Below are 13,288 nucleotides of genomic sequence, written 5' to 3' on the forward strand. Positions count from 1 at the left end.
TTCTCTGAATATTTTTATAAGGATGTCCTCTGTTTTTTTATTTTTTTGGGACTTATTCTTCCAGCTTTGTACAGCACCAGAGATGCTATAACAAGAACTGGTCTTTTTTTGGTTTTAGACAGATCTGAAAAAGGAAAGGGGACTACAAGGACATCGCCTTTTACAAATCTTTCCATGCCTCATCTTCTTCTTTTGTATCCCAGTCTTTTTTAAGAGTATTTTCAGATGCATATGCACATTCAAGTGCCCTGCTGATATCTTTTAGAGGGCGTAGTTCAATTCTGTCATGATATGCGATTATGGCAATTTTGTCTTCCGGGCAAAAGCGCTCCCTTAATGCTTTTGGAATGACAATCTGCCCTTTTTCCGTAATTGTCCCCGTTTTAATTTCAAGTAGTGACATGTCTTATCTTATATGTAAGATTTGTAAGATATATAATATATGGGATGTTAGTGGAGTAAAGTAACTTCCTAATTGGAAACAAGAAATTTCTGTTATAAGATGTTTATTTGACGTATTCATCCGTTATTTCCTGTTATACAGCAAGTGATTCCTCAGTTCATTTATTTCTGCCGCAGTTCTGCTGGAATTTCACTGAAAAGAATATAAAAAAAGATTGAATCTCCTCCCTGAGATTTTTATTCTTCAGGCTTAAGGTCCACTGTAAAGTAGTCTTCAGCCAAAAGGTCAAGGTCGTTTACGGCTGTGTCGCAGACTATTGCAGGAGTCTGCCTGACTATCCTTAGCGCCACTGCGTCCGGGGAAAACTCCGGTGACATCTCTGCATCGACGTTTTTCTGGATAATATATCTTGTCGGGTCAAGGTTTGATGAATAATATTTCTTGAACTCGTCACGTTTTTCATCGGAAGTATTCACCCAGTCTGCTACGTCGGCGACCGTTATATCGCACGGGACCCAGCCGTATCCTTCAATATAGTATTCGGCCCAGAAGTGGGTCCCGGGTTCCCCTGAAATAAGCATCTGGTATCCGCCGATGGCCCTTGCAGGAATCCCCACCGCCCTGCACAAGGCTGAGAAAAGAATGCTCTGCGTCCCGCAGTCCCCGTGTCCTGTTTCAAACATGTATGTTGATTCCGGGGTTTTTGGCTCAACCGTATCCAGATTTACATGGGGGGCGTGACTGTAGGGGTAAGTTGTGGTTATGTAGTCGTATATCAGCTGTGCCATCAGGTACGGGTTTGTCTCGTTTCCGACAATTTTTTTGGCTTTATCTCTGATATCACCGCTGATTTCAATGTTTCTTTCGGAAGCCGTATATTTAATGTATTCCGGACTGCTTTTGTTGTAGGCCTCTACTCTTTCAGGGTCTACAATGAACCTCTGTTCGTATGATGTAAATTTTATATCTGCTGCTATTGTGAGGTTTCCGTCAATCTTTTCTGCCGGAATTTCATAATATATGTACCCTATATCACCTGTGGTTACCGGTTCTTTTACGACGTATTCAGGGTATGAAAGATTTCGGACTGAAACATTTCTTTGTGAATCCGTTTCAACAGGCAGCGGGAACCATATTTTCAGGGTCCCGTTTTTTGGGAGAAGGTCTTTTTGGACCTCCAGTTTTTCAGAACCGGTGTACCGTATGGGGTTTATGTACGGGTTATTTTTACCGGAATCAGGTGTACTTTCATCTGTTATTGCATATCCCGGGATAGAGCCGAAGTCCAGAATGTCCATGTTCTGAAGGATTTTGAAGTTTTTATACAGGTAGTACTGTGATATCCCGGCGAAGTATAGTGTTTCACCACCGGATTTTATTTTTTGGGCGGAATTTTCAAGCCAGTCGCCAATTTCGGAATCGGTTATGCCGGGGATTTTACTCTTCATATTTTCAGCGGCCTCCGTTCTGTTGAACGGGAATTCTACTGCCGCCCTTTCGGCCAGAAACATCCCGTTTCGTGCGGCAAGAGCTTTTTTTGAATCGTTATGTTTTTTATAGGCGTTCCATGCCTCTTCATAGAGTGAGGACGCCGTTTTGTAATTGTCATTCTTCATCTCATACTGTGCCTGTGAGTATAAGTTGTCCGCATTACCCGTGGAAGCTTTTGAATCATATTCTGTTCCAGTGCACCCGGCAGTGAGGATGAGTGCGGCAATTGCTAAAAAAAGAAGGACTCCGTGAACCTGTATTTTCATTTTCTTTTTTTTATGGTATTAGTATAAATTATGATAGGACCTGTGTGTTCCCGTTTGACCACTAAAACGGTCTGTATGTTTCTTTTTGTCTTTAAAATAAGTTTAATGCCCAAAAAAGTCAGGGAATAGATAAAAATGTATGATTTCCTTTTTTTGAAACCGGGATCTGCCGTGCAGTAAACAGGTTTAAACTGCCTGAAGGCAAAATAATGACAGTCAATGAAGATGCCTGAACTCCTGGCCCCCGCCGGCAACTGGTCCTGCCTTAAAACTGCCGTAATTAACGGTGCAGATGCTGTTTACTTTGGCGTCAAGGGCATGAATATGCGGGACAGTGCCGACAATTTTGAGGTGAGCGAAATTCCCGTCGTCATGCGTTATCTTCATGAAAACGGCAGAAAAGGCTACCTGACCCTTAATACCGTCTATTACAACAGGGAACTGAAAAAACTGGAAAAGGTGGTATCGGCGGCGAAAAATGCAGGTGTCGATGCTGTAATCTGCTGGGATATGGCTGTTATGAATCTGGCGGAAAAGGCCGGTCTCTGCGTCCATATTTCAACGCAGGCCGGAGTCTCAAACTACGGGGCGTTCAAATTCTATGCAAAACTCGGAGCAAAGAGGATAATTCTTGCGAGGGAATGCTCTTTGTCCGACATTAATGAAATTCATCTGATGGCTGGGGCTGACGGCCTTGACTGCGAGATTGAAGCTTTTATACACGGTGCCATGTGCGTAAGCGTTTCCGGAAGGTGTTTTCTTTCGGCTTCAACTTTTAAAAAGTCCGCAAACCGGGGCCAATGCGTCCAGCCGTGCAGGAGGCTTTACAGGATAACCGATGTCGAGGACGACGAAAATTCGTATGTCCTCGGAAAAGACTTCGTCCTAAGCCCTAAGGACTTATGCACGATAGAAATTCTTCCCGAACTTGTCGGCGCCGGAATAAATTCATTCAAGATTGAGGGGAGGAGCAGGCCGCCTGAATACGTGAAGACGGCGGTTTCGTGCTACAGGTCGGCACTTAATGCAATAAAAGACGGAAGTTTCACTCCCGAGTATGCAAAAAAGCTTAAGTCTGAGCTTTCAAAAGCCTACAACCGCGGGTTTTCGACAGGGTTTTACGAAGGTATGGACGACGACTGGATAAGCACGGGGCCAAAGTCAAAGGAGTTGAAGGTCTACTGCGGGGACGTCGTAAACTACTACAAAAAAATAAATGTGGCCGAATTTTTTATCAGATCGGAAAAAATTTGTGTCGGAGACAAAATTCTTGTCTATGGGAAAACGACTCCTGCCGGGTACAGCGCTGTGGAAGAAATTCAAATTGAGCACAACCCGGTTGACTTTGCAGACAAAGGGCAGAGGTGCGGCATAAAGCTCCCGTTTTTTGCAAGGCCGGGGGACAAACTGTTTCTGGTCAGGGATTCAGGAAGATAATTTTTTTTATCGATATTTTTATGAATTTTCGTTTTTCAGGAATTCCGCAAGTTCTTCTTTAATATCGGGGTTTATGGACCATTTTTTGTACCTTCCGTCCGTAAGGGATGTAGCAATGTCAAAACGCTGAAATCTGTCAAGGTACCAGTGGACTGTACTTCTGCTCATGTTGAATTTGTCTGAAATTTCACCGTTTGTCGTTCCCGGATTGTCCAGAATATTCTTGAGCAGCATTCTGTTGGTCTCATTCCTTGCGATGGAGGCAATCGTTTTTTCATTTTCGCTGTATGTGTTTGAGTTGACAAAAAGACGTGTGAACTTGCCGTTTTTGAACAGTACTATTTTATTGTCCGAACAGAGTCTGTGAATATAATATTTTGCTGTTCCTCTGTTGAGACCGAGATTTTTTGATATTTCGGTTAGGTTGCTGCCGGGATTTTTCAGGATGTATTGATATATGTTGTTTATAGTGCCATTTTCATGGTTTCCTTTAATTTTCCCGAAAACAAACGGCAGTATTTTAAAAATTCCAAAGGCAGCCGTACATAAACCTGCGATATAAAATACCTGGATTTTCAAAGGCAGTTCCCAGAATGTAATCGTCGAATCCGCACCGTCTGAGTCCATGAGCCCCTGTTCTGTTAGTTCAGGGTCGTCTGTATGTGGTAATATTGTATAGTCTGTTTGTGCAGCCGAAACATTTGTTCCGGTAAATATCAGAAAAAAAAGAATCAGTAAAAAAATAATTTTTTTAGGGTTCATAGTCCGAATTTTAAAAGGAATTATAAATTATATGGTGTAATCTTCAGCTCCGTCCACCCTGTAGCCGTAAACCTCATAATGCCAGGTACCCGTTTCTATTCCTGTTGACCTTTTTATGTCAATGTTTATTCTGCCGTCCGTTTTTTCGTCTGCATTGTCATAATATTCACCGAGGCACTGCCAGTCGGGAGTGTATATTTTCAGTCTCAGTGAATCGGATTTGTCGCCCCAGTTAAGGTCTACGTTTAGGACAGTTGTATGAGAATTCACGTTTTTGGTATGCCAGTTTGTTTCACCCTGTGAAATTGTATCCGAGACATATTTTGGATTATAATAGTTGTTCCCCGGATTTTCGGCAGGTGTTATAGAGTAATTTTCGTAATTGAGTGCGGATGATGCAAAATTGATGCCTGCTTTGTCTTCGTTTGCCGCGCCGGATACAAAAGATACGCAAAACAGTAGTATAACTGCCAATAATGCAATATTTTTCAGCATATGTCCTCATCAGATCTAATATAATTATACAATATATATTTGCCATATTTACAGTTTATGTCCAAATCGTCGAAATGTAAAATTTTTCAGTTTCATGATTTGGACATAATGTACTAATAAAAACAGTTACAAAAGGCATCATTGTGACATCGAAAATATGAATGATGTTGCAGGGGATTTTTGCCCGGACCTTATCGAAATACGTGCAATAATCCCTGCATGCCCGGGGGCATAACTGAAAGTTATAGGCTTGCAACTACTTGAAACCTTTGTCAATTTTGTCTTCTGAGGCATGAGCATGAAATGTGGAGACGAAATTTATGAAAACGAAAAAAGGAATGTGGGCTTTGAGCCTGCTGTTTGTTTTAGCATTGATTGGAACAATGTTTGTCCCTGTCGTCAGTGCTGAGGAAGTCAAAAATTCTAAGGTTATAAATACAACTATTTTGGATCTTAATAAGATTGAACTGCCTGTTTTGCAATTTGATACTCAACAAGAGAAAAAAATTATAACCAACGAATTAAGTCTGACTGAATCTAATGGTGTTTCTTCCAAAGGTATTTCTTCCATTCCGAGTGGTTCAATTATTTATCATTCAAAAGATGGAATAACTACTGTTTTTAGTTCATCTGGAAAACAAATTCTTGCAGCGGAGGATAAACAGTCAGGCATTATTCAGACGCCTGCAGGAATTGATAAACCTGCAACATATATCTGTCAGGTTCCTGGTGAATCTCATGTATATTCCAAAGAAAATGTCATATATGTAGCAAATCAAAAAAATGAGCTCATTTTGACTATAATAAATAATAATGTAAACACTAATTTATCTAATGAAATTAATTCAAAAAGTGTTCGGTCATTATATAGAGGCTGGTTAGAATATGCTGAAGATGTTGTATCTGGGGGTTTAACTCAATTTGATGCTTACTGGCATGTACCTTCAAAACCTCCAGATATGGATTATGGGAAGGCAATTTTTATATTTAATGGTGTAGAACCTCCAGATGAAACATATGGACTTCTTCAACCGGTTTTGGCTTTTTACCCTTATGAAAACGGTCAGGAATGGTATGGAGAGGCATGGTGCTATGCAATGAACCCCTATGATCCTGATAATGATTGTATAGTAGGGCCTCGTATCAGTGTAAATGAAGGAGACAGGATTAAAGGAAGGATTCTGTGGAGTAGCACATATAATCAGTGGTATGTCCAGTTCACCGATCTGACTACAGGGGATCTAAGTACTATTTGGTCTTCTCTGGTTCATCGTCATAACAATCTTGATGTATCAGTTGTTTTAGAGGGAAAGGTTGTTGATGACAATAATGACATGCCAGGAGATATTGAGTTCTATAATATGGAATTTAAGAACAACGGTGCTGCTGTAAACGGAGTCTACTTTGAAGGTTACGTTGATTCAAACAAACCTTCTGGAATAACTGGTCTTTGGCCTCAAATAATTTCAAATCCTTCGGATGTTAAGCTGAATACCTATAATTAAATAGAGAAGATCCATGATGAAAAAAAATAAAAAATTTATTTTTTTAGTCGTTCTGGCTATAGTTGCCGTATCAGGATGCGTTAGCGATAGAACTAACAGTTTTTTAAACCAGAGCAATGACATCACCAATAACACTCAAGAATTATCGTTATCCATAGAGGAGCAGTATGGAATTAATCTGTCGGATATACCTGTTGATACCCCTGATCTTCTGAAGACAAACGGATCATATATCGCGGGTATTGCCTTAAAGGACGAACGTGCGCAGGAATTGCTCAGGAGTGGAGCAAAACCTGTATCAATTGCAGTAGTTTTTCATTCCTGTCCTTTAAATGATCCATATTGCGATGAGAACCCTAAATTAATCCTGGATTACTATGGTATAAGGTTTGCATTTACTGTTGATGAAGATACAGGAAAACTGCTCGGCGGTACCGCAATGGTGCCTTCTGTCCAGGATTCCGCAACCAGAACTGAAATACCATACTCCAAGGAAAGAGACCTCTCAAATCATCTGGACTACGTATATAACGGCAGTAACCTGATGATGATATACAATGACACTTCATTCATGTATTTCAATGAATCCTGGAATTCAAAATAGTTATAGGGGGTTTTAGGACAGAGATAATGACCTCAAAAAAATTGTGAAGATCAGTTAATGAGTGACGTATAAACTAAGTTGTGGACTGGTAGCGTTACGGTTTCATGCTAAATTTTATCATTTTGCAGGGAGTTGCACTGATTGTTTTACCGGGTGTGAAATTAATTTATCTGGGGCTCTCTTTTTTAGATTAATAATCTAAAATTTTTCAGTTTCATGATTTGGACAGAAGGCACTAATAAAAACAGTTACAAAAGGCATCATTGTGACATCGAAAATATGAATGATATTGCAGGGGGTTTTGCCCGGAACTTATCGAAATACGTGCAATAATCCCTGCATGCCCGGGGGCATAACTGAAAGTTATAGGCTTGCAACTACTTGAAACCTTTGTCAATTTTGTCTCCTGCGGCATGAGCATGAAATGTGGAGACGAAATTTATGAAAACGAAAAAAGGAATGCGGGCGATTTACCTTATTTTTATGGTAATTATGTTATGTATTATCTTTATACAATCTGTAAATGCGACCTCTGTTGCAAATAACGAGAAAGCATTATCTACGTATAAAGTTACTGATTTGTCAAATCCGATCTCTATACAGGATTTAGAAGAAATGAGAGCCAGCGTTGTTGAAAATTACCAAAGTGAAAAAAACAGTCAGACCTCATTTGCATATGCAGATCCTGAAGTGCCAGATGGTGCAGAAATTGTTGCCTATGGTTTTGCTATAGATTCTCAGGGAGTTCCTATACAGTATGTTGGAATAGCAGGTGATGAAAAATCTGTTGAGATTATCCATAAAAAAGCGCAAGAATGGAGAGACAAAAGCACCCTTGAGGAAAATAGTGAATCGTCTAATAAGCAGAATACCTTAAGTTCAAATTGGATAGTAGTTGGCCGTAATACTGGAGATTGCTATCAGGACCCTTATGGAGGAGTAACTAATAATTTTGAACTTCGAAAGTTATCAAATGACAGAGATTCAACAAAAGACTGGTTTGCAATCAGACAAGTTTTCTCTATGGAACCAGGAATAAGAGCTTATCAATCGTCTTATTTAAATCATGTTGGATCTATGACAAACAATTGGTCGGCAAGTACTGCAGGAAATCCACAGTTATATGAGTGGGATCCACTTGGAACTATTACTGGGACTCATACAGTTTCAGTCTCAATTACAGGCGGAACAGGGGGTGCCTCCACATCTTGGAGTTGGAGTTATACCCAACCGGATGTTAAAACAGTTGATCTAAGCAGTTCTAACACTGAAAGAGCAAAATGGAGTATGTCGTTTAACAGCGATGATTCTAAAGAAACTACTGGAGGAATGAAACCTGGAAGTACTTGTTCAATGAATCAACTTAGTAGTGGAAGTGGTATTTGTAAAATATTAGACCTTAAAGCTGAAGGGAAATTTTACGATCAATTGATTCTCTATCATACATTAAGTGATGTATGGAATATATACTACACATATTAAACATAGTGAATATACTAATATAAATATTTTATAGTATATATAATTGAAGAATATGAGGCAAACTGAAATGTCTGATGAAGATAAATCTAACATTAAAATCTGTTTTATTACGCTGGTTGCAGTGGGAACTTTTTTATTGGGATGCATTTTTTACTTATATAATGACTCCTCCTTAGAATCAGGAAATTTGTATGACCGCCTTAGTGTTTTTTCCACAGATTCAGCATGGAATACCATCCTGAATCTGACAGGAACTGATAATTCATCAGCTGTTCTTGATCAGGTATACATCAAAACCTTCAGTAACGGGACTATTGACTCGTTTAACCTGTATTTCTATGGACAAAACGGAACCCAGAATAAGTGGTACAGAATTGAAGGCGGCTGCGGCAGAAGTCTGGATTGGGATTCTGCAAATATAAGTGATAGTCCCGAAGGTGTTCATCCGCTTACTTTGCTTAATGAGATAGGCAGGATTCATGAGATAGGCAGGATTCCGTATGACCGGCTGGCATGTAAAGATAAAGGAATTGTAATCTCTGTTGACTCACAGTCAGGAAATATGGAGTATGATTCGGCATATGAAAGAATTTTTCTTGTTGATGAAGGGAATCTTACACCTGTTAAAAAAGTAATATTTCATACCGCTGAACCTGTCTACGTGATCTCGGTATGCTGCAGGTATAACAGTTCAAGTCCAGAACGTTCCGAGATTTTACCGGATATAGAGAATTCATGCATTGCACTATTCACAAATACTGATCTTGGCAAAGCGGAAGTTGTGGAATATTAATTATTTTCAGTTTTATTATTTGTGTCAGGGGAAGAAGAATGAAAAAAAGGCTGAGTGTTTTATTAATAAAATCACCAGATTTTTAAAAATTCGGTAGGAAGTGAAAAATATGTCAATGCCTGAAAGAAAAAGATTTTTCCTGAGAATCCCGGACCCGCTCTTTCTAAAAGCTGGGAAAAATAAAATATCCTATGAAAAAAGATTTTTGACCGTATCACTGCTAATCTGTTGCAGTCTATTTATACTTTCAGGTCAGGGCTTTGCATCCGCACTTTCTTTTACGGATGAGGACATCAATGAGAACATAAATAACCCGGATACGGATTACTTTCTGTCCTGTACAAATTTTTCATCAGACGAAATCACCGACTGGAGAAACACAGAGCCCAGCGTTTATTTTGGATCTGAGATTCACGTCAGCCGTTATAATTACAGTGTCGTTTTTTTCCCCGACATCTCCGGTGACGAAAAACTCGCCGGGTATTATATGAAAGTCCTCCCGGACGGGGTTTCGACGTCATACGCCGAAATTATAGATGCCAGTGCAGCGCCTCCCTCACCTGAAGCTTTTCTCTCACGTGCAGAAGTGCGGGCGGACAACATGTCGGATTCTCTTACAAAAGCCATGAATTCTCTGCTAACTATAATTTTGCCGCAGGGTATGACTCGCTGAAATCTTTGGACGCTCCTGCCGCACGTTCACACCCGCAGACATCGTCGAAGTACATGCAGTCGGGAGATCCGTTAGGGGGGTTTCTGAATGCATTTGATAAGTTCGGTCTTTTTGCAGGGCTTTTCGGTCATTCCGTAAGACTTCATTCAGAGAATTTCAATAACCTCACATGGACTGCCCGGTGCGGTTATTTCACCGAAAGTGCATCCGGTTCACTTGACCTCAGCCCGGTAATAGAGACTATGCCGAAGCAGACTTCTGTGGACGATTCCGACTGGCATGTCCTTGCAGGAGTAGGAATTGGTGCTGATTCGGGGTGGTCACGCCTTGGAGGATTAGTCCGTGAGCCTTCGGATTCCCCGGAATGCATAAGTTATATCCTTGTACATAAAGTGCCCGACGGGAATTATTCCGGCAACAAGTTGAAAGGGAGAGAGAATTCTGATTTTTCCTGAGCTGAGTATGATAAAAAAACAACTGTGAACTGATAATTATGAAAATCGTTTTCATTTTTTTACTTCTGGTGATGCTTCTGACAGTTAATGCTTCATGTTGTGTCAGCCACGACGCTGATGCACAAAAACAGCTGCCTTCTGAGATAAATAACACAACAAAATGCAATTTTTCTGATGAACGGATTTTTGGGATTAACGTTTCAGATGTACCATATCCTGGTTCTGAATCGATTCAGACAAATGAATCTTTTTGTAGCACGAATTGCCTTATGCAATAAAAACGTTGGGGAGATTCTTCGTCACGGGGGCGGCGTAAAAGGAGTTATTGATTTCACGCCGTCAAGACCAAAAGGATGGAATCTCAGCACCGGACCAACGCTTTGGGTTGTCTACCAGGGCATAGATGTCTATTTCTACGTTAATGAAACGAAAAAAATTGTTGTACCCGGGTATCTTTACGGAAAGAAAAAAATGGAAAATGGCACCTTTATTGTTGACGGTAACGGCACATGTGTCATTGCATTTAATGGAAGTGACATCTGGTTTTCAGGGGGCATGTGAATATATTGCCGGTTATGGTGTTAGTTTATCAGTGACTTACTTTTTTTTATATCAATAGCCCAGACAATTTTAGTAATAATGTTACGCCAGCTCTGATAGTACTTGGGAATTGTCTTATCTGTTCTATGCTCTTTATCCCCCTTTCAGCGTTTTCTGGTTGTCGCCCGGCTGCTCCCGGTGTCAGGTCTTCAGCATCCTTTTGATTTAAGCGGGACGTCTTCCAGCCTGAGCATCAGGACCATCGCTGCCGCCGCGAGCAGGATACAGGATATGAAAACCAGCTGTATCGCGTGGGACATGATCTCCGGCGGCAGGAGCGACAGGCTGTTTTTGTCCGGCTGTGGCCCCAGTCCTTCATACATTATGAACCCGAATACCGGAGTGAGAAGGGTTGACCCCATATTCCTGAAGAACTGCTGTAAGGATATGACGGCGCCGATATCCGTTACGGAGACGGTAGTCTGGGCGGCGATTACAAGGGCCGGATACATTGTGCCGATACCTAAACCAAGGAGAATCGAGGCGGCGACGATGAAGGCGAGGGGCGAAGCCGGGTTAAGGGTTGAAAGCATCAGGGCGCCGGCCCCTACAGTCGCAAAACCGCCGACTGCAACAGGCTTGTAGCGCCTGGTCGAGGAGATTAACCTTCCCGCCGCAGTCGATGCTGCGACAAGGGCGAGGACCATCGGTGTGATGACAAGGCCGCTTGCCCCTGCACCAATCTTCTGAACGTCCTGCATAAACAGCGGGAGATAGATGGTTCCGGCGCTCATAATTGCACTGACCGTGAAGGCTGCTGCGGCGGTATAGGTGAATACGGATTTCCTAAAAAAATGCAGCGGGATTATCGGGTTTGCTGCACGCCGTTCTATACGGATAAAGAGGGCAATCAGGATCAATGAAATTGCCAGCATCCCGGTGACCTGAACGGAAGTCCAGTCGAAGACCGTCCCCCCGCATGATACGGCGATGAAAAGAGGGACCATTCCCCCGGTAAAGCATGCAATACCTTTGCAGTCTACCTCATGACTGCTTTTGGCGTCAGTCGTTTCAGGAAGCGCTGAATGGATGATTAGTGCGGCAGCCAGCCCCAAAGGCAGGTTGATGAAGAAAGTCCAGCGCCATCCCAGGGCTTCCGCGATAAATCCTCCCATTACAGGTCCGGCGACACTCGCGACACCGAATACGGATGCAAGAATTCCCATGTACTTCCCGCGTTCGTAAATCGGGAACAACCCCGCAACTATAATAAAAGCAAGGGATGTGAGGATACCGCCGCCGATTCCCTGAAGGCCGCGGGCAAGTATGAGCCATATAATTCCCGTTGAAATTCCGCAGAGAACTGATCCTGCAATGAATACCCCTATGCCGAAGATGAAGATTCCTTTTCTTCCGAACTGGTCCGAGCATTTCCCGAAGATGACGACTGAGACGGTCGAGGTCAGCATGTATACGGCGAAAGGCCAGGTATAATACTGCATCCCGTTTAGGTCTGATGCGATTATCGGCATTACCGTGCTTACGATAGTCCCGTCAAGTGCGGCCAGAAAGAGGCCCAGCATGACGCCGGCCATTATGATCATAATCTGTTTTGAGTTTTTAATCGTCTGGTTTTTACCGTCCATGATATGTCCTTCGGTTTTTCCTGTTGGTGTGAATATAAAATACGCATCGGTCATTATTAAAACTGTCTGGTCAGCCAGTTTTATTACCTGAAGGTCAATCTTATTGGTGAAGAGGTTCAATAATTTCTTTATGCCGAAAGTAGTGCCGGAGTACAAGGAAGAGGCCAGAAAAAAAATAATCGATGCAGGTCTTGAAGTGATGAGTAAAAAGGGTTATTGCAGTACTACTATGGATGACATCGCTTCTCATCTCGGTGTGAGCAAGGGGGCTTTATACCTGTATTTTAAAAATAAGGACGAGCTCGTGGCCGCCATCGTGGAAAATTTTCATATAAAAAACCATGATCTGGCCAGGGAGACCTTCCCCACCGAAAAACCGCTGAAGGCATGGTATGATTTCTTCGATCGCATAGTGACCTTCGACCCTGAGTATAGTGCATTCATCTTTGAAATTGCTGCGATGGCCGTAAGAAACGACGTCATCAGGGAGAGTTATTCGGACGATCTGAAGCAGAGTCTTGAAATGGCTTCGAACGGGATTGCCTGCCAGCAGCGCAATGGTCTTGTCAGGTCGGATATTGAACCGCGTACTCTTGCAGTCGCTATTATTGCAATATTTTCCGGAATCAGGACTCTTGCCATAGCGGGAGTCGAGCCGGATGAACTGCGTGAACGCTGGATTACTATAGGAAAGGTAATTTTGGGGATCTCTGAAGAATGATTATCCGGTTGCAGG

15 protein-coding genes are annotated in these 13,288 nt (G+C 41.9%); 9 read left to right on the forward strand and 6 right to left on the reverse strand.

The window, feature by feature from the left end; all coding sequences use genetic code 11:
• Positions 1–14 precede the first annotated feature (14 nt).
• The 3 genes from J2128_RS01475 to J2128_RS01485 form a co-directional block, all read right to left on the reverse strand.
• Positions 15–176, reverse strand: coding sequence for a hypothetical protein (locus tag J2128_RS01475; protein ID WP_209689048.1), 162 nt, complete (start codon positions 174–176; stop codon positions 15–17).
• Positions 161–403: an AbrB/MazE/SpoVT family DNA-binding domain-containing protein gene (locus tag J2128_RS01480; protein ID WP_209689049.1), complete on the reverse strand. Its 243-nt coding sequence runs from the start codon at positions 401–403 to the stop codon at positions 161–163. Before J2128_RS01480 ends, J2128_RS01475 begins: the two co-directional genes overlap by 16 nt.
• Before the next feature lie 236 nt (positions 404–639).
• Entirely contained in the window at positions 640–2,160 is a 1,521-nt protein-coding gene (locus J2128_RS01485) for a transglutaminase domain-containing protein (RefSeq protein WP_209689050.1), read from the reverse strand.
• Between the two features lie 219 nt (positions 2,161–2,379).
• Between J2128_RS01485 and J2128_RS01490 the strand changes: the two genes are divergently transcribed.
• Positions 2,380–3,597 (forward strand): peptidase U32 family protein, encoded by a 1,218-nt coding sequence (locus J2128_RS01490; RefSeq protein ID WP_209689051.1) that lies wholly within the window; start codon positions 2,380–2,382, stop codon positions 3,595–3,597.
• Positions 3,598–3,615: 18 nt separating this feature from the next.
• Here the strand turns inward: J2128_RS01490 and J2128_RS01495 are convergent, their stop codons facing one another.
• A complete protein-coding gene (locus tag J2128_RS01495; RefSeq protein ID WP_209689052.1) occupies positions 3,616–4,224 on the reverse strand; it encodes a winged helix-turn-helix transcriptional regulator in 609 nt (202 codons plus the stop codon).
• A 162-nt stretch (positions 4,225–4,386) separates the two neighbouring features.
• On the reverse strand, positions 4,387–4,854 hold the full coding sequence (locus J2128_RS01500; protein WP_209689053.1) for a peptidase domain-containing protein: 468 nt from the start codon (positions 4,852–4,854) through the stop codon (positions 4,387–4,389).
• Positions 4,855–5,174: 320 nt separating this feature from the next.
• Between J2128_RS01500 and J2128_RS01505 the strand changes: the two genes are divergently transcribed.
• From J2128_RS01505 to J2128_RS12655, 7 genes are all read left to right on the forward strand, one after another.
• Complete coding sequence (locus J2128_RS01505; protein ID WP_209689055.1) at positions 5,175–6,359, forward strand: hypothetical protein; 1,185 nt, start codon at positions 5,175–5,177, stop codon at positions 6,357–6,359.
• 13 nt (positions 6,360–6,372) lie between these two features.
• Positions 6,373–6,963, forward strand: coding sequence for a hypothetical protein (locus tag J2128_RS01510; protein ID WP_209689056.1), 591 nt, complete (start codon positions 6,373–6,375; stop codon positions 6,961–6,963).
• 441 nt (positions 6,964–7,404) lie between these two features.
• Entirely contained in the window at positions 7,405–8,445 is a 1,041-nt protein-coding gene (locus J2128_RS01515) for a hypothetical protein (RefSeq protein ID WP_209689058.1), read from the forward strand.
• Between the two features lie 187 nt (positions 8,446–8,632).
• On the forward strand, positions 8,633–9,238 hold the full coding sequence (locus J2128_RS01520; protein WP_209689060.1) for a hypothetical protein: 606 nt from the start codon (positions 8,633–8,635) through the stop codon (positions 9,236–9,238).
• 115 nt (positions 9,239–9,353) lie between these two features.
• The gene (locus tag J2128_RS01525; protein WP_209689061.1) at positions 9,354–9,911 is read left to right on the forward strand and encodes a hypothetical protein; all 558 of its coding nucleotides are present in this window, start codon (positions 9,354–9,356) and stop codon (positions 9,909–9,911) included.
• Positions 9,912–9,916: 5 nt separating this feature from the next.
• Complete coding sequence (locus J2128_RS01530; RefSeq protein ID WP_209689062.1) at positions 9,917–10,366, forward strand: hypothetical protein; 450 nt, start codon at positions 9,917–9,919, stop codon at positions 10,364–10,366.
• A gap of 240 nt (positions 10,367–10,606) precedes the next feature.
• Positions 10,607–10,927, forward strand: coding sequence for a hypothetical protein (locus tag J2128_RS12655; protein WP_245323261.1), 321 nt, complete (start codon positions 10,607–10,609; stop codon positions 10,925–10,927).
• Positions 10,928–11,115: 188 nt separating this feature from the next.
• Here the strand turns inward: J2128_RS12655 and J2128_RS01540 are convergent, their stop codons facing one another.
• A complete protein-coding gene (locus J2128_RS01540) occupies positions 11,116–12,606 on the reverse strand; it encodes an MDR family MFS transporter (RefSeq protein WP_209689063.1) in 1,491 nt (496 codons plus the stop codon).
• 76 nt (positions 12,607–12,682) lie between these two features.
• Here J2128_RS01540 and J2128_RS01545 point away from each other — a divergent pair, with 76 nt between their 5' ends.
• On the forward strand, positions 12,683–13,273 hold the full coding sequence (locus J2128_RS01545; protein WP_209689064.1) for a TetR/AcrR family transcriptional regulator: 591 nt from the start codon (positions 12,683–12,685) through the stop codon (positions 13,271–13,273).
• Positions 13,274–13,288: the final 15 nt, after the last annotated feature.

This window comes from Methanomicrobium sp. W14 (assembly GCF_017875315.1).
GTDB lineage: Archaea > Halobacteriota > Methanomicrobia > Methanomicrobiales > Methanomicrobiaceae > Methanomicrobium.

Coding starts and splice junctions, on each gene's coding strand:
- J2128_RS01485 (WP_209689050.1), bottom strand. CDS start 2,160: ATGAAAATACAGGTTCACGGAGTCCTTCTTTTTTTAGCAATTGCCGCA.
- J2128_RS01500 (WP_209689053.1), bottom strand. CDS start 4,854: ATGCTGAAAAATATTGCATTATTGGCAGTTATACTACTGTTTTGCGTA.
- J2128_RS01505 (WP_209689055.1), top strand. CDS start 5,175: ATGAAAACGAAAAAAGGAATGTGGGCTTTGAGCCTGCTGTTTGTTTTA.
- J2128_RS01545 (WP_209689064.1), top strand. CDS start 12,683: ATGCCGAAAGTAGTGCCGGAGTACAAGGAAGAGGCCAGAAAAAAAATA.
- J2128_RS01510 (WP_209689056.1), top strand. CDS start 6,373: ATGATGAAAAAAAATAAAAAATTTATTTTTTTAGTCGTTCTGGCTATA.
- J2128_RS01480 (WP_209689049.1), bottom strand. CDS start 403: ATGTCACTACTTGAAATTAAAACGGGGACAATTACGGAAAAAGGGCAG.
- J2128_RS12655 (WP_245323261.1), top strand. CDS start 10,607: ATGAATCTTTTTGTAGCACGAATTGCCTTATGCAATAAAAACGTTGGG.
- J2128_RS01525 (WP_209689061.1), top strand. CDS start 9,354: ATGCCTGAAAGAAAAAGATTTTTCCTGAGAATCCCGGACCCGCTCTTT.
- J2128_RS01515 (WP_209689058.1), top strand. CDS start 7,405: ATGAAAACGAAAAAAGGAATGCGGGCGATTTACCTTATTTTTATGGTA.
- J2128_RS01540 (WP_209689063.1), bottom strand. CDS start 12,606: ATGACCGATGCGTATTTTATATTCACACCAACAGGAAAAACCGAAGGA.
- J2128_RS01495 (WP_209689052.1), bottom strand. CDS start 4,224: ATGGACTCAGACGGTGCGGATTCGACGATTACATTCTGGGAACTGCCT.
- J2128_RS01490 (WP_209689051.1), top strand. CDS start 2,380: ATGAAGATGCCTGAACTCCTGGCCCCCGCCGGCAACTGGTCCTGCCTT.
- J2128_RS01475 (WP_209689048.1), bottom strand. CDS start 176: ATGGAAAGATTTGTAAAAGGCGATGTCCTTGTAGTCCCCTTTCCTTTT.